The following is a 17,791-nucleotide window of genomic DNA, read 5'->3' on the forward strand; positions in this document are numbered from 1 at the left end:
GAGGTGATCTGCCAGTCCACGCCGGGCGAGCGCAGCACCATCGGCTCCGAGGTGCCGACCACGCGCAGGCCCTCGCGCTCGCACAGCCACCGCGCCAAGAGCCTCGCGGTCGCACAGAACGCTGCTCATGACAAGAAGCCGGCTCCGCTTCGGCACCCGGGTCCTGCTGACCGGCGTGCACCACGACCTGCGCGACACCGGCCCGAACACCCTGACCCCCGCTGCCGTGGCCGCCCTGCACGCCTTCACCGACGGTCTGCGCTGAACATGACCCGGGCGGTCGGTGGCCCGCCGAGGTCCGGACCGCACCAGCGCGCGGTGTCTTCAACCGACGGTGGGTGCGCGGCGCAGGTAGTGCTGGCTGTACCGGCATCGTGCAGTGCAGGGGATCGCTCGAGCGCCGAGATGGCGGGGAAGCTGTGTCCACAAGCTCGAACCGTCCATCTCGGAAAGTGCGCCTCGAAGGTTCGAGTCGTCTGACCGGAGGCCGCACGGGCATCGTGCGTCGGCGTCGTGGCCTGGTGGCAACGGCCGTGGCAGTGATAGCGGTCCGGCGCCTGGGGAACTGAAATGCGTACACAGTGGAGGAAGTGCTGTCGTGACCACCAAATCCGTCATCAAGCAGCCCGAGGACCAGCTCACGTTCTGGGCGGAGCAGGCCCGCCGGTTGACCTGGGAACGCGAATGGGACGAGGTCCTGGACGACACCGGGTACCCGCTGCACCGGTGGTTCACCGGTGGCACGCTCAACGCGGCTTATAACTGCCTGGACGTGCACGTCGAGGAGGGCCGGGGTGACCACCCCGCGCTGATCTTCGACAGCCCGCAGACCGGGGTGAAGGAGACGTACAGCTACCACCGGCTCCACGAGGAGGTGATCTCCTTCGCCGGCGCGCTCGCCGAACTGGGGCTGCGGAAGGGCGACACGGTCCTGCTCTTCCTGCCCGCCGCGCCGCAGACCGTGATCGCCATGTTGGCCTGTGCCCGGTTAGGGCTCATTCACTCCGTGGTGGTCACGTCAGTGCCCGCGTCGGTGCTCCGTGATCGCATCGACGACGCCAGACCGGCCGTCGTCCTCACGGCGTCGGGCGGGTTCGACGGACCTCGCGCCGTCAGTTACCAGCCCGTGGTCGAGGCCGCGCTCGACCAATCGCTCCACGCGCCGTCGGCGTGCGTGGTGTTGCAGCGCCCCGGTGCCGGGCAGTGGCACTTGCGCGAGGGGCGCGACCTGGACTGGGACGAATTGGTCGGGGCGTGCACCCGGCGTCCGGAGGCCCTGCCCGTCCCCTCCGGGCACCCGCTCTACATCCTCCACACCTCCGGCTCCACCGCGAAGCCCAAGGCGATCACCCGTGACACGGGCGGCTACCTCACGGCCTTGCGGTGGGCGGTGGAGAACGTGTTCGGGGTGGGCCGGGACGACGTGTTCTGGACCGACTCCCACCCCGGCTGGGTGATGGGTCACTCCTTCGGCGTCTACGGTGCGCTGGTCACCGGGTGCACCACGGTGTTGTACGAGGGGTCGCCCGTCGACACGCCCGACTCCGGGGCGTTCTCCAGGGTGATCACCGAACACGGGGTGAACGTCCTGTTCACCACTCCCATAACCGTGCGCCGCATCCGCCGCGAGGCCCGCGCCGGAACGACCTTGCCCGACGGGCACCACCTGCGGGCGGTGTTCCTGGCGAGTGAACGCGTCGAACCCGACCTCATGGCCTGGACGCAGGAGTACTTCGCCTGCCCGGTCATCGACAACTGGTGGCAGACCGAGACCGGCTGGCCGATCGCGTCCAACTGCCTCGGCCCCGGGTTGTCGGCCGTCAAACCCGGCTCGGTAGCCACCCCGCTGCCGGGTTACCGCGTGGAGATCCTCGACGAGGACGGCAACGCCCTGCCGCCGGGCACCCCCGGCCACCTCGCCATCCGGCTGCCGTTGCCGCCGGGCTGCCTGACCACCATCTGGGGTGACGACGAGCGCTTCATCGCCACCTACCTCGCGAGGTTCCCCGGCTACTACGACACCTCCGACGCCGGACTCCTCGACGAGGACGGCTACCTGTGGGTGGCGGGGCGCACGGACGACATCATCAACGTCGGTGGTGACAGCCTGTCGGGGCTCGACGTCGAGCACACCATCGCCGCGCACGTCGCCGTCGAGCGCTGCGCGGTGGTCGCCGCACCGGACGAGTTCTTCACCCAGGTGCCCGTCGCCTTCGTGATCGCCAAGGCCGGTGTGGCGCAGGACCACCACGTGCTCGCCGGGCAACTGCGCGACCTGGTCGACACCGGGATCGGCGAGTGGAGCCGGTTGCGCCGGTTCGTGTTCGTGCGCGGACTTCCCCACACCGCGTCGAAGAAGATCAAGCGATCGGAACTGCGCGCGTGGCTGTCCCACCCGTCGTCGGTGGAGGAGGGCCTCGTCGTCGAGGCGGACGTCTCGTTGCCGACGGCGGCCGATTGGCGTTCCAGGGCCTGATCGCCGGGTGGGGTTCCCGCGGTCCGCGGTCACGCGAGGCGCGGCGTGACCGCGGCGTGGTCGAGCCACGCGGCCCGTTGTCCTGGGACTCCGCTCCGCGCTGACCGCTTCAGGTGACGCGGAAGACCGGCCAGCCGATCTCGGTGCGCCACGCGGCGGGATCGCTCGAGTCACGAGGACCGACGGCGTAGACCTCCCGCACCGGTCCGGCCACCGACATCGCGTTCTCCACCACCCAGGTCCCGAGTTGGCCGTACGTGACATCGGCGCCGTCGTGCTCGCCGACGTGAGTGGTGACGGCCAGTTCCGCGGCCGGGAGGACCACGGGGTGCACGCGCCCGGTGCGAGGTGGCGCGGCGGTCGGCAGGTAGACCAGCGCGTGACCGCGCTCCTGTTCGAAGAGGGCGTTGTCGTAGCAGCCGCCCGGCGGTCCGGTCACGGCGGAGCCGACGGCCGCCTCCAGTTCGGCCATCGCGCCCGCGAACCAGGCAGCGACCTCGTGGTGCTCGACCACGGCCTCCACCGCCGCGACCGTCCGGGCGGGCTCCGCACGCAGTTCGACGTCGATCGGCGCGGGGTCGGGCCGGAGCAGGCGCCGCAGCGACACGACCGCGGCCCTGGTGCGGTCGAGCACGTCCTCGAGGCGTTGCAGGTGGTCCGCGACCAGGGCCGCCCGGATACCGGGGTCGGGGGTCCGGAGGATTCGCCGCACGTCGCCCAGGGGGACGTCGAGTTCGCGGAGCCGGTGGATGACCTGCGCGGTCGGGATCTGCTCGACGGCGTAGTAGCGGTAGCCGGTGCTCTCGTCCACCACGGCGGGTTCCAGCAGGGCCGCCTCGTGGTACCGGCGAAGGGTCCGCACGCTCAGGTGGGTCAGCCGCGAGAACTCTCCGATGGTCAACACCCCCGCATTCTGGACCCTCTCTCCGGGGGAGGGTCCACGGCTTGACCCTCTCGCGCCGAGAGGCCACACGATGGGCTCATGGCACAGCACACCGACCTTCCACCCGACCTGCTCCCGGCCACCGTGCGCGAGTTCTTCGCCGCCCACGTCGCCCGCGACGCCGACACCGCCTCGTCGTTCCTCACCGAGGACGTCGTGGTCGTGGACCAGGAAGAGACCTTCCGCGGCCGAGGCGCGGTCCACGCGTTCCTGCGGGACGCCGGGTCCGAGTTCGAGTACACGACCGAGCAGCTCGGCGCTCGCCGCGTGGATGACGCCCACTGGGTGGTGACCGTGCGGCTCGAAGGCACCTTCCCGGGTGGGGTCGCCGAGCTCGACTACCGGTTCGCGCTGCGGGGCGGCCTCGTCGCCGAACTCGTCATCGCCAACCACACGGCCTGACCGAACCCGTGCCACATCGATCTTCAATGGAGAGAAGGATGTCCGGTTCCGACCGCGATCGTCTCGACGGCCGCCGGGCGCTGGTCACGGGCGGGTCGAAGGGCTCGGGCAAGGCCGTCGTGCAGAGGCTGCGGGAGATGGGTGCCGACGTCTACGTGACGGCGCGAACGATGCCCGACGGGTACGAGCACCCGGACCGGTTCATCGAAGCGGACCTGGTGACGGTCGAGGGCACCAACGCGGTGGCCGCCCGGATCGCCGAGGTCGGCGGCGCGCTGGACATCCTGGTGCACGTCGTCGGAGGTGCGTCGACGCCGGCCGGTGGGTTCGCGGTCATCACCGACGACCAGTGGCTCACGGAGCTGAACCTCAACCTCCTGGGAGCGGTGCGGCTCGATCGGGCGCTCCTCCCGGCGATGATCGAGTCCGGGGCGGGCGTGGTGCTGCACTTCACCTCGATCCAGCGCGAACTGCCCCAGTACGACGCGTCCCTGGCGTACGCGGCGGCGAAGGCCGCTCTGCGCACGTACAGCAAGGGACTCGCCAACGAACTCGCGCCGCGCGGCGTCCGGGTCAACGCGATCAGCCCCGGCGGGATCGAGACCGAGGCCTACGAGAGGTTCGTGGACCGGATCGCCGAGGGCAACGGGCTCACCCGTGAGGCGGCCAAGCAGACCATCTACGACTCCCTGGGAGGAGTACCGCTGGGGCGGTTCGCGACCACCGGGGAAATCGCGGACCTGGTCGGGTTCCTGGTCTCGGACCGCGCTTCGGCGATCGTAGGGGCCGAGTACGTGATCGACGGCGGGACCGTGCCGACCGTCTGAGCCGGCCCCCATGTCCATCGATGACCTGTGACCTGCGGCAGGCGGACACCGCGTCTCCTGCCGCAAGGAGAAAACCATGACCGAGCAAGTCACGGGGCGGTCTTCAGCCCAGCCGGTCGGACCGCCACCGCCCTTCGACCCGGAGCTCGCTCCCGTCCTCGAGGCGCTGACCAGCCTGCGCCCACCGGACGCGTACCGCCCGGACAACATCGCGGAGATGCGCGAGCCCGTTCCCGGCGTGGAGACCCCGACCGACGAGGTCCTCTCGCGCGGTGGCGCCTACGGCGTGCGGGAGCGGGTGGTGCCGGGGCCGGACGGGCAACCGGACATCTCGCTGCTGATCTGCCTCCCGGAGCACGCGGCGACCCCCACCCCGGTGATCTACCACGTCCACGGGGGCGGCATGATCGTCGGGGACAACCGGTTCGGCCTCGTCGAGATGCTGGACCTGGCCGAACCGATGGGCGTGGCCGTGGTCTCGGTCGAGTACCGGCTCGCACCCGAGACGCGCCACCCCGGTCCCGTCGAGGACTGCTACGCAGGCCTGGTGTGGGTGTCGGAGCACGCCCACGAGCTCGACATCGACCCCGAGCGCGTCGTCATCGCCGGTGCGAGCGCCGGCGGCGGCCTCGCAGCAGGTGTCGCCTTGATGGCGCGCGACCGCAACGGCCCGGCCATCCTGGCCCAGCTGCTCCTGTCGCCGATGCTCGACGACCGCAACGACTCGCCCTCCGCCCGGCAGCTGCGCGGCCTCGGCATCTGGGACAGCTCCTCGAACGAGACCGGGTGGAACGCGCTCCTCGGCGACGGCGTGCGCGGAGGACCGGACGTGTCCGCGTACGCAGCGCCTTTCCGTGCCGCGGACCTCTCCGGCCTGCCGTCCACGTTCATCGACGTCGGGTCGGCCGAAACGTTCCGGGACGAGGACGTCGCCCATGCGAGCCGCATGTGGCAGGCGGGCTGCCACGTCGAACTGCACGTCTGGCCCGGCGGGTTCCACGGGTTCGACGTCGTGGTTCCTTACGCCGTGATCTCGCAGGACGCCGTCGCCGCCCGAGCGGCATGGCTGCGCCGCCAACTGGGGCGTGTTCCCCCGGTGAGGCGCTGAGCTGGGCGCGTGACCCGTGATCAGGTGTCGCCGGACCGGACGCGGGAACCGTCGCGACCGTCCCGTCGGTAGGCCCGCCACCAGGTACCCGCCGACCGTTCGGAGACCCCGAGCACCTCCGCGGCCTGCCACAGGGCTTGGACCACGGGGATGGCCGTCGACTCCTGGCGCGACGACATCCGGGGGGCGGGCCTTCCGCGGACCCGCCCGCCGGGACGATCATGTCTGCTCGAGACCGTCCTCGACGCTCACTGGGGCGTCGGGGTGACGTCGATCCTCCTCCAGGCGATGTTGTTGTTGTTCTTGACGTTGGTCTCGGAGTCGGGTCCTTCGGCGAAGGTCATCGGGTCGCTGTAGGCCACCCAGCGAGCCATGAAAGTCCAGTTCCCGATGGTCGGTTTCCACGGGATGACCGCGGTGGTCGGCGTGATCGCGTTCGGTGGGACGTCAAGTGCTTCGGAGCCGATCTCGGTCCACAGGGCGGGCCAGTGCCCGCCCGGTCCCTCGTTGAGGGAGCGGTAGAGCTTGAGCACGCCGTGCGAGGTGGCGGCGTTGTTCCCCTTGGGTCCGGGGCTGTGGACTTGGACGTGGAAGAACACCGGTGTCTGGGCCACGTCGGTGGCGACGGCGTCCGGGGGCGGGCACGAGGGCAGGGTGCTCGTCGTGCAGAGCCGGATCGCCGGGCTGTTGCCCGCGGAGGCCCTCGGTTCCACGCCGGTGTCGGTGGCGACGTCGCGGATGTAGGCGTCGGTGCGCGGGCACCGGCTCAGCGCGTCCCGGATCGCGTCGGCGCTGTTCTCCTCGTTGGTGCCGATGTACTGGCCGTCGGTCCCGGTGCTGTAGCCGTTCATGATCGCGGCGATCTCGGGGTCCAGGGCGTCGGTCGGCGCGAACGAGTCGGGTACCTGCACCGCGATGATGCGGATGCCCTTGCCGAAGGCGTGTTCGGTCGCCTCGATGGCATTCTTGAGGTCGCCGTCGTCGTGGGTGTCGTCGAAACCCGCCGGTTTGGCGTCGGTGATCAACACGATCGTCTTGAAAGCGTGGGCGCGCCATGGACCCGGGAAGTCCCCGACCTGGTTCAGTCCGGCCTCGCGGTTCTCGACCGCGGTGACCAGAGCCTCGTCGGAGGCCTCCGGGAGGCCGAGGCCTCCCCACGTCCAGTTGAGCAGCGCGAAGTGGTTGTCCATCTGGACCTTGTTGTCCGCGGTGAGCGGCGACTTTACGGTGAGGTCGGTGTCGAACCCGATCAACCCCATGCGGTAGTCCCCGCCGGAGGCGGCCTCGACGGCCGTAGTGATCTCCTCGCCCTGCGCTTTGAGTTCGAGCAGCGTGTTCTTCATGCTGCCCGTGGTGTCGAGCAGGAACGCGACGTCCATCGGGCAGGGCAGTGCGGCGGCTGCGCCGTGGGCGGCCACGGCCTGGCCTGACACCCCCGGTGCCACCAACAGCGGCGTCAACGCCCCCGTGAGCGCTGCGACCAGTGCGGATTTTCGGAAGGCCTTGCGCATGTTTCCCCCTTCGTCATGGCCTGTCGAAGGAACAGGAGGACGTTAGAGGTCAACCAGATGCTCACCCAATCCAGTGAATCCCTGTCGGCCGGCCCAGCGGCTACCACGGCTACGGCGAAACCGGTGATCACGTCATCACCTCGTGCAAGAGCCGGAACAAGGCCAAGGCGCAGAAAGAGCCAACCGGGCCCACGCCCGCCCGCGCGGACCGGGCGAACGCGCCAACACCCAGCTCAAGACCTGACGCGTCCTGCGCAAGCTCCGCTGCTGTCCCCACCGCGCCGGCCGCCTGGCCAAAGCCATCCATGTGCTGCAGAACTACGAGGCCGCCGCGGGATGAAGGGGTTCCGTGTCCAACATCCAGGGTGAAGGCCCCATCCAATACCGCAGCGAACTGATGGACGGCTGCCTCGCCGAGACCGGCCTGACGACCTGGGCAACCCGGCCACGTCACGGGTTCGACCTCAGTCGTGCAGGGCGGCCGCGAGTGCCTCGGCCAGGGTCGTGGGCGGGCGTCCGATCAGGCGGCGCAAGTCGCCGGAATCGGTGTGCATCTCGCCGCGGTTCATGCCGCGGTCGGCGTCGGCGAGGACGTCCGCCAGCTCGGCGGGTAGGCCTGCGGCGGCCAGTGCCTGGGCGTAGTCGGTCACCGGGAGGTCGGTGTAGGAGATGTGCTTTCCGGTCGCGGCGGAGATCGCGGTGGCGAGTTCGGTAAGGGTGAAGGATTCGTCGCCGCCGAGTTCGTACACGGCGCCGGTGTGGCCTTCGGTGGTGAGGACGACCGCTGCGGCCTCGGCGTAGTCGGCACGGGACGCGGCGCTGATCCGCCCGTCGCCCGCGGCGCCGACGACGGCGCCGTTCTGCAGGATCTGCGGCAGTTGGCCGGTGTAGTTCTCCAGGTACCAGCCATTGCGCAGCAGCACGCTGGGGGTGCCGCGGTCCCGCAGGTACTTTTCGGTCTCGCCGTGCGTGGCACCGATGACGGTGGTGGCCGTGTCCGCGTGCGTCGTGCTCGTGTACACCACCAGCGACACCCCTGCGGACGCTGCGGCGTCGATCACGCGGCGGTGGTTGGCGACCCGCTCGCCCACCGGGACCGAGGCCGAGACCAGCAGCAGCCTGTCCGCCCCCGCGAACGCCTCGGCCAGGCCGTCCGCGTCCGCGAAGTCGGCGCGGCGCACCGTGATGCCCCGGTCGGCCAAATCCTTGATCCTGGCGATGTCCCGGCCGGTCGCGATGATGTCCGCGGCCGGGACCCCGCGCCGCAGCAGTGCCTCGACGGTGAGCCTGCCCAGTTGGCCGGTGGCTCCGGTGACGACGATCGGCATGATGGTCATTCCTTCCGCGGGTGCCCCGCACGCCTGCCGCGGTCCGTCCGCCGCGGGGTGGAACACAGGATGACCTGGACACTCTCTGCTGGGGAGTAGCCACTTCTTGGTAGGGTACTCACCTGAGCGAAAGCATTGAGGTGAGCCGTGTGGCTGCTGTCGGGAACGTGACCGGGCCCCTACCGTCATTCGACCCGTACGAGCGCGGCTGCCCCTCGCGGGACCTGCTCGACCAGATCGGCAGCAAGTGGGCGGTCCTCGTGCTCGGCGAACTCGGCCGCAACGGGACCTCCCGGTTCAGCCGGCTCCGGCAGGCGCTGGCGGGCGTGAGCGAGAAGATGCTCACCCAGACGCTGCGCACCCTCGAACGCGACGGGCTGGTCAGCCGGACCGTCTACCCGGAGGTGCCGCCGCACGTGGAGTACGAGCTGACCGCGCTCGGCCAGACGCTGCGGGAACCGCTGAAGGCGCTCACGGAGTGGTCCGTGCTGCACATCGAAGAAGTCATCACCGCCCGCGAGGAGTACGACGACCGCACTGGGCGCACCGGGTAATCGGCGGCGGCCGGCAGGGGCATCCGCTCGATCGCAACGGCATTGACCGAGCAGGACGAGCAAGACGAGCCGGGTGTCGAACCGGGCGTCGACCCGAGCCCTGGTGCGGCTCCGGTCTCCTGCCCTGGAACTCCCACCCGTGCTCAGCGCGGGCCGAGGCGCCGGTCGAGTGCGCGGCCCACGTCGGGACACCGGTCCCGGACCGTGCCGAGGAAGGCGGCCAGTACCGGGGAGCGGTCCGCCACGCGGAACGAGAGGGTCAGCTCGGGAAGGGGCACGTGCGGGAGCACGTCGCAGAACCAGGTGCCGGGACGGGCGGCGATCCGCATGCGCGACGGTCCGAGACCCACGCCGACGCCACTGGCGGCCAACCCGATGATCGTGTGGACGTCGCGCGCCTCGGTGGCGTCGGCGAGCGCGGCGGAGCCTTCCCCGAAGACGGTCCGCAGCACGCCGAGGGTGACCGGTTCGTCATCGGCGGGCGCCACGACGAGGTGCTGGTGCCGCAACTGCTCGACCCCGACGCTCGCCTGGCCCGCATAGGGATGGGTGCTGTCGACCACCGCGACCAGGTGGTCGCGTCCTATGACCACGGACACGAGCCCTTCGGTCCCGAGACCCCGCGGCACCCCCAGCCCGATCGCCACGTCGAGCTCGCCCGCCACGAGCGCCGCGGTGCTCCGCGTCGTCGCCATCTCGCGCAAGCGCAGCCGCACGCCGGGGCGGTCCCGGGTGAAACGGCTGAGCACCTCCGGCAGGGGGTCCAACAACGCGGAGCCGATGAAGCCGAGCCGCAGCTGCCCGGTCTCGCCCCTGGCGGCCCGGTCCGCATCGGTCGCGGCGGCCACCATCTCGGTGAGGGCGCGACGCGCCCTCACCAGGAACGCCTCTCCCGCCGCGGTGGGGAAAACCCCTCCCGGCGTGCGGTCGAACAGCCGGGTGCCCACTTCCCGCTCGAGCGCGGCGATCTGCTTGGACAGCGGCGGTTGGGCGATGCCCACCGCGGCCGCCGCCCGGCCGAAGTGCCGGTGCTCCGCGAGCGCCAGGGCGTAGCGCAGGTGGCGTGCCTCCATCAGTCCTCTCCGGTGCCGACCGCGATACCCAGAAGATATCGGAAGCCCATCTGCCAGATATGCGAGTCGATGACGGCGGTGGGTGGACGTCAACTGGTCCCATGACTGTGAACTCCTTGACCGGCGGGTGCGGTGAGCCGGCCGGCACCGTGTTCGTGCTCGTCCACGGCGCCTGGCACGCCTCCTGGCAGTGGGCGGCGACCCAGCGGGCCATGGCCGGGGCGGGCGTCGCGAGCGTCGCCGTCGACCTCCCGGGGCACGGCTTCGACGCGCCGTTGCCCTCGGGCTACCTGAGGCCGGGTCAACCCGGCCTGTCGACCGAGGAGTCGGCGCTGGCCGCGATGACCATGGACGACTTCGCCGACGCGATCACCGACACCCTTCGCCGCGTGCGGCGCCACCGCAACGTCGTGCTCGTGTCGCACAGCGCGGGTGGTGGGCCCGCATCGCTGGCGGCCGAACGCGCCCCCGGGCTCGTCGACCGGATGGTGTACCTCTCGGCGTTCGTGCCGGCCGGCCGCCCGCGGTTCTCCGACTACCTCGGCGCGGAGCAGAACGCGGGCGCCCTCGGGCAGGGCCTGCCGCTGGGTGATCCGGCCGCGATCGGCGCGGTGCGCATCAACCCGCACTCGACCGACCCGGCGTACGTGGAGGAGCTGCGCCGAACCCACTACCACGACACGCCGCCCGAGCGATTCGACCGCTGGCGCCTCGCGCTGAGCCCCGATCTGCCGCTCGCGATCCCCGGCAGCCCGGTCGAGGTGACCCGCGAGCGGTGGGGGCGGATCCCGCGCACCTACCTGCGCTGTGGCGAGGACCGGGCCGCGCCGCCGGCCCTGCAGGACCTGATGATCACCGAGGCGGACGAGGCGGTGCCGGACAACCCGTTCACCGTCGCGACGCTCGCGGCCGGCCACACGCCTTTCGCCTCCCGCCCGGTCGAACTCGCGAACGAGCTGATCGCGGCTGCCGGTTCCCGCGCGGACGCCCCGCTCCGATGACACCGGCCGAACCCGCCGCGCGACCCCATGCGCTCGTTCTGCCCGTGGTGCTGAGCGCGACGTTCGTGCAACTGCTCAACGTCACCATCGTGCAGGTGGCCGCGCCGGCGGTGCAGCAGGACCTGGGGGCGGGCGCCGGTGCGCTCCAGCTCGTCGTCGCCGGCTACACCCTCACCTACGCCTGCCTGCTCCTCGTCGCGGCGCGGCTCGGGGAGCGGTACGGCTACCGGCGGGTGTTCGCGGTGGGCATGGCCGTCTTCGCGCTCGCCTCCGCGGCGTGCACCGTCGCCCCCTCCGCGGGCGCCCTGGTCGCGGCCCGGCTCGTCCAGGGAGCGGGCAGCGGCCTGGTGGCGCCCCAGGTGCTCTCGCTCATCCGGACCGCGCTGCCGTCGTCGCGGCAGGCGCGTGCGCTGGGCGCGTTCGGGGCCACCATGGCGGTCGCGTCGCTGGCCGGACCGCTGCTCGGTGGTCTCGTCATCGGGGCGGACCTGATGGGGCTCGGCTGGCGGCCGATCTTCCTGGTGACCCTCGTGGTGTCGGTCGTGGCGCTCGCCGGGGCGGCGGTCCTGCCGCCGCGGCGCACCGCTCACCCGTCACCGGTCGACGGGCTCGGCGCGGTACTGGCGACGAGCGGGTTCGGGCTGCTCGTCCTCCCGCTCGCCCTCGGCCGCGAAGCGGGGTGGCCGGGGTGGACCTGGGCGTGCCTCGCCGGCGCCGCACTCGCCTTGGGCACCTTCGCCACGACCCAGCGCCGCAGGCCCGACCCGTTGGTGCACCCGGCCGCCTACCGCGACCGGACGACGCGATCGGGCCTCGTCCTCGTCCTCGTGTTCAACGCGGGCGTGCCCTCCTTCACCTTCCTGCTGTTCCTCCACCTGCAGTCCGCGCTGGGCCACTCCGCGCTCACCGCCGCACTGTTCTCCGCGCCGTTCGCCGCGGCGGCCGCGGTCGGGAGCCGGGTGGCCCCGCACCTGTCCCACCGCCACGGCACCCGGCTGCTCACGGCGGCGGCACTGGTGCTGGCCGCGGTCATGGCCGCGCTCGGCGCCGTCATCGGATCGGCGTCCCACGGGTGGTTGGCGCCGGTGGTGCTGGCAGCAGGTGGTGCCGCGTTCGGCGCCTTCACCGCCTCGGTGTTCGCCGTGGTCCTGGCCCGGGTCGACGCCGAGGCCGCCGCGTCGGCCGCGGGCCTGCTCCCGACCGCTCAGCAGCTCGGCGGCTCGATCGGGGTCACCCTGGCCGGACTCGCGTACTTCGCCGTGCCCGCCGACCCGGGCACCGGGTTCCGGCTGGCACTGCTGTACGAGGGCGCGATCTTCCTGCTGACCGCCGCGCTGACCCTGCTACCGGGCTCGGCCCCGGGCGCGATGCGGAAGGGCACCGCACCTGATCACCACCACCCGCTCCGAGGACCTAGCGGTCCAGGCGGCGGGGGTCGCCGGCGCCGCTGCGGCGCACCAACCACGCCTCGGTGATGTGGGTGAACATGGCCTCGGCGGCACCCTCCGGGTCGTGGGCCGCGATCCGCTCGCAGATCCGGCGGTGTCCCTGGTTCGACGCCACGCACAACGCGCGTTCGCTGCGGCCCATGTAGCGGGCGGTGTTGACGACCTGGCTCTCCAGGGAGCGCACGACGCCCCGGGCGATCCGGTTGCCCGACGCCCGCATGACCTCGTCGTGGAAGGCGCGGTCCTGCTCGCGGTAGGCGACGGGGTCGTCGACGAGCTGGTCCATCCGGTCCACGAGGGCGCGCAGCCGGTCGGTGGTGTCCCGGTCGGCCGTGCGGGCGGCGACCTGGGCCATGTCCGATTCGAGCAGTCGCCGGGTGACCACCAGGTCGTCGAGGATCGCCAGCGTCTCGTCCTCGGCGATGGTCGCCGCGAGGACCAGCTCGTCGAGCATGTTCCACATCGACGGCGGGGTGACCGTGGTGCCCGCGCCCTGGCGCACCTGGACCAGGCCCTTCTCCTGCAGGATCTTCACCGCTTCGCGGATGACGGTCCGGCTCACCGAGAAGGCCTGGCCGAGCGCGGGCTCGGGTGGCAGCGGCATGCCGGGCGGGTGCACGCCGCGGACGATGCGCTCCACCAGCTCCGCGGTGACCGCCTTGGCCAGGTTGGCCGGTCGTCGCGTCCACTCGGGAGGGGCGGGCGCGTTCCCGGCTGGTCGTTGGCCCGCTGCCGTCATCTGTCCTCCGGTTGCGCCGGCACACCCCGTGCTCGTCGGGGGTGCGGTCAGTATACGTAGCACCGTTGACGTAAGACGTCATACGAGTTAGCTTCGGGAGCGCCATCATGCCGAGCGGGGGACCTCCGGTCGCCGCCTGGAGGAGTGAGCAGCGATGAAGCAGCGCACACCGTGGTCCGCTGCCCTGGTCCTGGTTCTGGCGTTGAGCGCCGGTTGCGGGAGCGCGGCGGTGTCGGGGCCACCGGCCGGCGGTTCGGACGGCGGGCTCGTGGTCTGGGACTGGAAGTCCGGTGACGCCGACGCGGCCGCCTACCTGGAGAAGGCGAGAGCCGACTTCGCCAGGAGCCACCCGGACGTCGACGTCGAGTTCGTGGCGCAGCCGTACGACCAGTACTACACGCTGCTCGGCGCGGCGGTCCAGGCGGGCAGGGGGCCCGACGTCGTCCTCTTCAACGGCGGCGGCCGCATCCGCGACCGGGTCGACTCGCTGCTCCCGCTGGACGAGTACGTCGCCGAGGACAGGCGGCGCCTGGCCGGGTGGGACGCGTTCACGCTGGACGGGAAGACCTACGCGTCGCCGGTGACCCTGCAAGGACACCCCCTCTACTACAACAAGGCGCTCTACCGGCAGGCCGGCCTGGACCCGGAGGCGCCCGCCACGACGTGGGACGAGTTCGTCGAGGACTGCGGCGTCATCACCGACCGCACCGGCGCCTCGTGCTTGGGCGTGGGCAACAAGGAGGGCATCGGCATCCAGTTCTTCCTGTCCGCCATGGGTTCCGCGGTGCTCCCGCCGGACGAGTACGACCGGTGGGTCGCGGGGCAGCGGAACTGGACCTCGCCGGGCGTGAAGCGGATCTTCGAGCTCTGGCGGCAGGCCGAGGCCGCCGGCCTGAACAACGACGGCGTCAACTCCACCGCGATGTTCAACGACGCGTTCGCCGTCTTCCAGTCGGGCAGGGCCGCGCACGTCATCGGCCTGATGTCCGACGTCGGGCACTGGAAGGACTTCGGCGAGTTCCTGGAGCCGGCCGACGTCGGCGTCATGGCCCCGCCGCTGGTGGACCCCGCCGCGAAGCCGAGCCTGCCGTACGACGGCGGCATCGGCTACGCGGTCGCCAGGTCGGCGCGGAACCCGGAGGTGGCCGCCGACCTGGTGCGGTCGCTGACGTCGACCGCGGCGCTGGAGGCCTTCGCCGCGGACGCCGGCGCGATCGCGTCCGACACCACCGTCGACGCCTCCGCCGGCGGTCCGGCCGTCACCGCGATCATCGCGGGCGCCAGGACCGGCAAGCCCGCGCTGCACGTCGCCCTGCCCAGCGCGACGCTCGACCTGATGGGACGCCTCTCGCAGCAGCTGCTCAGCGGCTCGACCACCGTCGACGAGGCCGTGGCGCAGCTCGCGGCCTCCGACGCGGCGGGCTGATCCGTGCCGCCCGGGCTCCCGACCTCGCCGGTCCGCCCGGCGCCCACCGGTGCGGGAGCGGCCTCCCCGCCGGCGCGCCGACGAACCCGCCGCGGGTCACCGGCCGAGCGCCTGGCGCCGTTCGCCCTGGTGGCGCCGACCGTGCTGGTCCTGGTCGCGCTGCGCCTGTGGCCGCTGGCGCTCGGGGTCAACTTCTCCTTCACCGGCGACGGCGACCGCAACGGCACGCCGGTCGGCCTGGACAACTACGCGACGCTGCTCGGCGATCCGCTGTTCCGCACCGCGCTGCGCAACGTCGGCCTGCTCGTGCTGCTGCTCCCGGTCGCGGTGGCGATCCCCGGGCTGCTCGCCACGTTCATCCACCTGAAGGTGCCCGGCCACCGGGTCCACCGGGCCGTCTACTTCTTCCCCGCCGTGCTCTCCCCGGTGATCGTGGGCGCGATCTTCAACCTGCTGCTCGCCTTCGACGGACCGCTCAACGGGGTCCTCGGCGCGGTGGGCCTCGGGCCGGTGGACTGGCTCGGCGACCCGGACGTGGCGATCTTCGCGGTCGTCGGCGTGCACGTCTGGGCGACGTTCGGCATGGCGCTCGTCGTCTTCCTGGCCGGGTTCGCGAGCCTCGACCCCTCGCTGCTGGACGCCGCGCGGGTGGACGGCGCATCCCTCCCGCAGACCATCCGGCACGTGATCGTCCCGGGCCTGACCCGCACGATCCAGTTCGTCTCCACGACCACCATGATCGGCATGCTGACCTCGATGTTCGGCCTGCTGTACGTGATGACCGGCGGCGGTCCGGAGGGGTCGACCTACCTGCCCGAGTACTACATCTGGACCCGGCAGGGGCAGTTCGACCAGCCCGCGCTCGCCTCGGCGGCGTCCACGGCGCTCTTCCTGGTCATGCTCCTGGTCGGCCTGGCCCAGATCGGTGTCCTGCGACGCGCGGGCCGGGAGGACTGATGGCGGGGCGGGGGTGGGGCAGGTGGGTCGTCGCGGTCCCGATGGCGGGGCTCGCGCTGGCGACGGTGTACCCCTTGCTGTTCACCGCCAACGTCGCCGTGAAGACCCGGCGCGAGTACGTCCTCGACCGGTTCTCGCCGGCGACCGCGCCGCGGTGGGACAACCTCGCCGAGGCGTGGGCGGGCGTCGGCACGTCCCGGTACTTCCTGAACTCGGTGGTCGTGGTGACGTGCTCGGTCGCGTTGCTGCTGCTGTTCGGCTCGATGGCCGGCTTCGCGCTGGCGCGGTTGCGCTTCCGCGGCTCGTCGGCGCTGTACCTGGGGTGCCTCGCCGCGCTGTTCATCCCCTTCCAGGTGGTCATGGTCCCGCTCACCAGGGTCCTGGCGGACACCGGTCTCGTCGACACCTACCCGGGGCTGGTCCTCGCCTACGTGGCGCAGTTCCTCCCGTTCACCGTCTTCCTGATGACCGCCTACTACGCCGCGGTGCCCGCCGAGGTCGTGGACGCCGCTCGGGTCGACGGCAGCACGACGTTCGGCGTCTACTGGCGGATCATGCTGCCGATGGGCACCCCGGCGCTGCTGTCGGTCGGCGTCCTCGACGCCCTGTTCTGCTGGAACGACGTGCTCATCGCGCTGCTCGTGATGCCGTCGGCGGAGCACCGCACGCTCATGGTCGGGGTGACCTCCCTGCGGGGGCAGTACTCGGACGACATCCCCGTCTTCGCCTCCGGTGTGCTGATCGCGGCGGTGCCCGTCCTCGTCACCTACCTGTTCCTGCAACGCCAGATCGCCGACGGCGTCACCGCAGGGGCCACGAAGGGCTGATATGCGGATCACCGGTTGTCGGACCCTCACCACCGTCCAGGACTGGGGGCGGCCGGTCGGCGACGCCAACGGCGTCTTCGCCGACGGGGTCGTCCGGGTGCCGCTCGTCGTCGTCGAGACCGACGCGGGCATCACCGGCGTCGGGCTCGGGTCGCACGTGGAGGTCGAGTCCGTCTTCGCCGCCGTCGAGGGGGAGGACCCGCGCGGCGTCACCGCCCTCTACGACCGGATGCTGCGCCAGGCGTTCAAGGCCGGTCACGCGGGCGCGGTGTTCGGCACCATCGGCGCGTTGGACACCGCCCTGTGGGACATCAAGGCGCAGGCCGCCGGGGAACCGCTGTGGCGGCTGCTCGGCGGTCGCGACCGCCGCGTGCCGGCCTACGCCTCGGGCCTGGACATCGGGTTGGGCGAGGACGAGCTCGTGGCGCTGTACGAAACCTTCGCCGACCGCGGGTTGCGGGCGGCGAAGCTCAAGGGAGGGCTCGACGTCGAGCGGGACCGCGACCGCCTGATCCTGGTGCGCGACGTGCTCACCGCGGCCGGCCGCGGCGCGCGACCGGGGTTGATGCTCGACGTCAACGAGGCGCTGACCCGCAAGCAGGCGGTCCGCCACGTCGCCGAGCTGGAGCGGGTGCTCGACCTGATCTGGGTCGAGGAACCCGTCCGGCGGTGGGACGCGGAGGGGCACGCGGTCGTCGGCCGCGGCATCCGGGCTTCGGTGGCCAGCGGGGAGAACCTCACCGGGCTGGAGCAGTACCGACCGCTGATCGCGGCGGGGGCGGTCGACGTCGTGCAGGCGGCGGCGGCCTGGGGGATCACCCACTTCCTGCGGGTCTCGGCCCTCGCCCACGCCCACGACCTGCCGGTGAGCCCCATCGGCTCCACCCCGGTCGGGTTGCTGCACGCCGCGACGTCGGTGCCCAACCACCTGGCCAGCGAGCTGCAGGACCTGGAACCACCGCTCGGGCTCTCGGTCGACCTCGAGGTCGAGGACGGCTCGTTCGTCCTCGGCGACAGCCCGGGGTTGGGGCTGCGGGTCGACGAGGAAGCGGTCGCCGCGGCCGGCCACCGGCTCGCCGCGCCGGTGGCCGCGGGTCCCCACGTCCGGCCGGAACCCGCCGGGCAGCGCCAGCAGGCGGTGCTGCGGGACGCGGGAGCCCCCGACCACCGC

The 17,791-nt window shown here is 71.9% G+C and carries 17 protein-coding genes and 2 pseudogenes; 13 read left to right on the plus strand and 6 right to left on the minus strand.

Annotated elements, in window-relative coordinates; all coding sequences use genetic code 11:
* Positions 1-92: pseudogene (locus ACFV4N_RS26145) on the minus strand (trehalase-like domain-containing protein); the annotation flags it as partial.
* Positions 93-127: 35 nt separating this feature from the next.
* On the opposite strand from ACFV4N_RS26145, the gene ACFV4N_RS26150 reads away from it, so the two are divergent.
* Together ACFV4N_RS26150 and ACFV4N_RS26155 are read left to right on the plus strand one after the other, a co-directional pair.
* Entirely contained in the window at positions 128-265 is a 138-nt protein-coding gene (locus ACFV4N_RS26150) for a hypothetical protein (protein ID WP_499675241.1), read from the plus strand.
* A 333-nt stretch (positions 266-598) separates the two neighbouring features.
* Positions 599-2,476: an AMP-binding protein gene (locus tag ACFV4N_RS26155; RefSeq protein ID WP_499675242.1), complete on the plus strand. Its 1,878-nt coding sequence runs from the start codon at positions 599-601 to the stop codon at positions 2,474-2,476.
* A 109-nt stretch (positions 2,477-2,585) separates the two neighbouring features.
* Here ACFV4N_RS26155 and ACFV4N_RS26160 read toward each other — a convergent pair whose 3' ends face one another.
* The gene (locus ACFV4N_RS26160) at positions 2,586-3,380 is read right to left on the minus strand and encodes a MerR family transcriptional regulator (RefSeq protein ID WP_499675243.1); all 795 of its coding nucleotides are present in this window, start codon (positions 3,378-3,380) and stop codon (positions 2,586-2,588) included.
* A gap of 78 nt (positions 3,381-3,458) precedes the next feature.
* Between ACFV4N_RS26160 and ACFV4N_RS26165 the strand changes: the two genes are divergently transcribed.
* The 3 genes from ACFV4N_RS26165 (at position 3,459) to ACFV4N_RS26175 (ending at position 5,756) form a co-directional block, all read left to right on the plus strand.
* Positions 3,459-3,821 carry a nuclear transport factor 2 family protein gene (locus tag ACFV4N_RS26165; RefSeq protein WP_499675244.1) on the plus strand — a complete coding sequence of 121 codons (363 nt, stop codon included), beginning with the start codon at positions 3,459-3,461 and terminating at the stop codon, positions 3,819-3,821.
* Between the two features lie 38 nt (positions 3,822-3,859).
* The gene (locus tag ACFV4N_RS26170; RefSeq protein WP_499675245.1) at positions 3,860-4,648 is read left to right on the plus strand and encodes an SDR family oxidoreductase; all 789 of its coding nucleotides are present in this window, start codon (positions 3,860-3,862) and stop codon (positions 4,646-4,648) included.
* 76 nt (positions 4,649-4,724) lie between these two features.
* On the plus strand, positions 4,725-5,756 hold the full coding sequence (locus ACFV4N_RS26175; protein WP_499675246.1) for an alpha/beta hydrolase: 1,032 nt from the start codon (positions 4,725-4,727) through the stop codon (positions 5,754-5,756).
* A 248-nt stretch (positions 5,757-6,004) separates the two neighbouring features.
* On the opposite strand, the gene ACFV4N_RS26180 is transcribed toward ACFV4N_RS26175, so the two are convergent.
* A complete protein-coding gene (locus ACFV4N_RS26180) occupies positions 6,005-7,189 on the minus strand; it encodes a vWA domain-containing protein (protein WP_499675247.1) in 1,185 nt (394 codons plus the stop codon).
* Positions 7,190-7,365: 176 nt separating this feature from the next.
* Between ACFV4N_RS26180 and ACFV4N_RS26185 the strand changes: the two are divergent.
* Positions 7,366-7,607 (plus strand): annotated as a pseudogene (locus tag ACFV4N_RS26185) (IS5/IS1182 family transposase); the annotation flags it as partial.
* A 124-nt stretch (positions 7,608-7,731) separates the two neighbouring features.
* Here ACFV4N_RS26185 and ACFV4N_RS26190 read toward each other — a convergent pair.
* Positions 7,732-8,595, minus strand: a complete 864-nt coding sequence (locus tag ACFV4N_RS26190; protein WP_499675248.1) for an SDR family oxidoreductase — start codon at positions 8,593-8,595, stop codon at positions 7,732-7,734.
* Positions 8,596-8,744: 149 nt separating this feature from the next.
* Between ACFV4N_RS26190 and ACFV4N_RS26195 the strand changes: the two genes are divergently transcribed.
* Complete coding sequence (locus tag ACFV4N_RS26195; protein ID WP_499675249.1) at positions 8,745-9,149, plus strand: winged helix-turn-helix transcriptional regulator; 405 nt, start codon at positions 8,745-8,747, stop codon at positions 9,147-9,149.
* Positions 9,150-9,292: 143 nt separating this feature from the next.
* Here ACFV4N_RS26195 and ACFV4N_RS26200 read toward each other — a convergent pair whose 3' ends face one another.
* Positions 9,293-10,222 (minus strand): LysR family transcriptional regulator, encoded by a 930-nt coding sequence (locus ACFV4N_RS26200; protein WP_499675250.1) that lies wholly within the window; start codon positions 10,220-10,222, stop codon positions 9,293-9,295.
* A gap of 101 nt (positions 10,223-10,323) precedes the next feature.
* Between ACFV4N_RS26200 and ACFV4N_RS26205 the strand changes: the two genes are divergently transcribed.
* Positions 10,324-11,223: an alpha/beta fold hydrolase gene (locus tag ACFV4N_RS26205; RefSeq protein WP_499675251.1), complete on the plus strand. Its 900-nt coding sequence runs from the start codon at positions 10,324-10,326 to the stop codon at positions 11,221-11,223.
* A 44-nt stretch (positions 11,224-11,267) separates the two neighbouring features.
* Positions 11,268-12,698, plus strand: a complete 1,431-nt coding sequence (locus tag ACFV4N_RS26210) for an MFS transporter (RefSeq protein ID WP_499675252.1) — start codon at positions 11,268-11,270, stop codon at positions 12,696-12,698.
* On the opposite strand, the gene ACFV4N_RS26215 is transcribed toward ACFV4N_RS26210, so the two are convergent.
* Positions 12,637-13,410 (minus strand): FadR/GntR family transcriptional regulator, encoded by a 774-nt coding sequence (locus ACFV4N_RS26215; RefSeq protein WP_499675253.1) that lies wholly within the window; start codon positions 13,408-13,410, stop codon positions 12,637-12,639. The genes ACFV4N_RS26210 and ACFV4N_RS26215 overlap by 62 nt on opposite strands.
* Before the next feature lie 154 nt (positions 13,411-13,564).
* On the opposite strand from ACFV4N_RS26215, the gene ACFV4N_RS26220 reads away from it, so the two are divergent.
* The 4 genes from ACFV4N_RS26220 to ACFV4N_RS26235 form a co-directional block, all read left to right on the plus strand.
* Positions 13,565-14,836: an ABC transporter substrate-binding protein gene (locus ACFV4N_RS26220; protein WP_499675254.1), complete on the plus strand. Its 1,272-nt coding sequence runs from the start codon at positions 13,565-13,567 to the stop codon at positions 14,834-14,836.
* Between the two features lie 129 nt (positions 14,837-14,965).
* Positions 14,966-15,793, plus strand: coding sequence for a carbohydrate ABC transporter permease (locus ACFV4N_RS26225; RefSeq protein WP_499675255.1), 828 nt, complete (start codon positions 14,966-14,968; stop codon positions 15,791-15,793).
* Positions 15,793-16,620 carry a carbohydrate ABC transporter permease gene (locus tag ACFV4N_RS26230; protein WP_499675256.1) on the plus strand — a complete coding sequence of 276 codons (828 nt, stop codon included), beginning with the start codon at positions 15,793-15,795 and terminating at the stop codon, positions 16,618-16,620. Before ACFV4N_RS26225 ends, ACFV4N_RS26230 begins: the two co-directional genes overlap by 1 nt.
* A 1-nt stretch (position 16,621) precedes the next feature.
* A partial coding sequence (locus ACFV4N_RS26235; protein ID WP_499675257.1) for a mandelate racemase/muconate lactonizing enzyme family protein occupies positions 16,622-17,791 on the plus strand: 1,170 nt, incomplete at its 3' end.

The sequence above is a fragment of the Actinosynnema sp. NPDC059797 genome, assembly GCF_042732085.1.
Lineage (GTDB): Bacteria > Actinomycetota > Actinomycetes > Mycobacteriales > Pseudonocardiaceae > Actinosynnema.

What these genes read in the sequence shown, in the direction of transcription:
- ACFV4N_RS26170 (WP_499675245.1), top strand. Translation starts at nt 3,860, where the DNA reads ATGTCCGGTTCCGACCGCGATCGTCTCGACGGCCGCCGGGCGCTGGTC.
- ACFV4N_RS26150 (WP_499675241.1), top strand. Translation starts at nt 128, where the DNA reads ATGACAAGAAGCCGGCTCCGCTTCGGCACCCGGGTCCTGCTGACCGGC.
- ACFV4N_RS26165 (WP_499675244.1), top strand. Translation starts at nt 3,459, where the DNA reads ATGGCACAGCACACCGACCTTCCACCCGACCTGCTCCCGGCCACCGTG.
- ACFV4N_RS26190 (WP_499675248.1), bottom strand. Translation starts at nt 8,595, where the DNA reads ATGCCGATCGTCGTCACCGGAGCCACCGGCCAACTGGGCAGGCTCACC.
- ACFV4N_RS26230 (WP_499675256.1), top strand. Translation starts at nt 15,793, where the DNA reads ATGGCGGGGCGGGGGTGGGGCAGGTGGGTCGTCGCGGTCCCGATGGCG.
- ACFV4N_RS26220 (WP_499675254.1), top strand. Translation starts at nt 13,565, where the DNA reads ATGAAGCAGCGCACACCGTGGTCCGCTGCCCTGGTCCTGGTTCTGGCG.
- ACFV4N_RS26215 (WP_499675253.1), bottom strand. Translation starts at nt 13,410, where the DNA reads ATGACGGCAGCGGGCCAACGACCAGCCGGGAACGCGCCCGCCCCTCCC.
- ACFV4N_RS26200 (WP_499675250.1), bottom strand. Translation starts at nt 10,222, where the DNA reads ATGGAGGCACGCCACCTGCGCTACGCCCTGGCGCTCGCGGAGCACCGG.
- ACFV4N_RS26175 (WP_499675246.1), top strand. Translation starts at nt 4,725, where the DNA reads ATGACCGAGCAAGTCACGGGGCGGTCTTCAGCCCAGCCGGTCGGACCG.
- ACFV4N_RS26205 (WP_499675251.1), top strand. Translation starts at nt 10,324, where the DNA reads ATGACTGTGAACTCCTTGACCGGCGGGTGCGGTGAGCCGGCCGGCACC.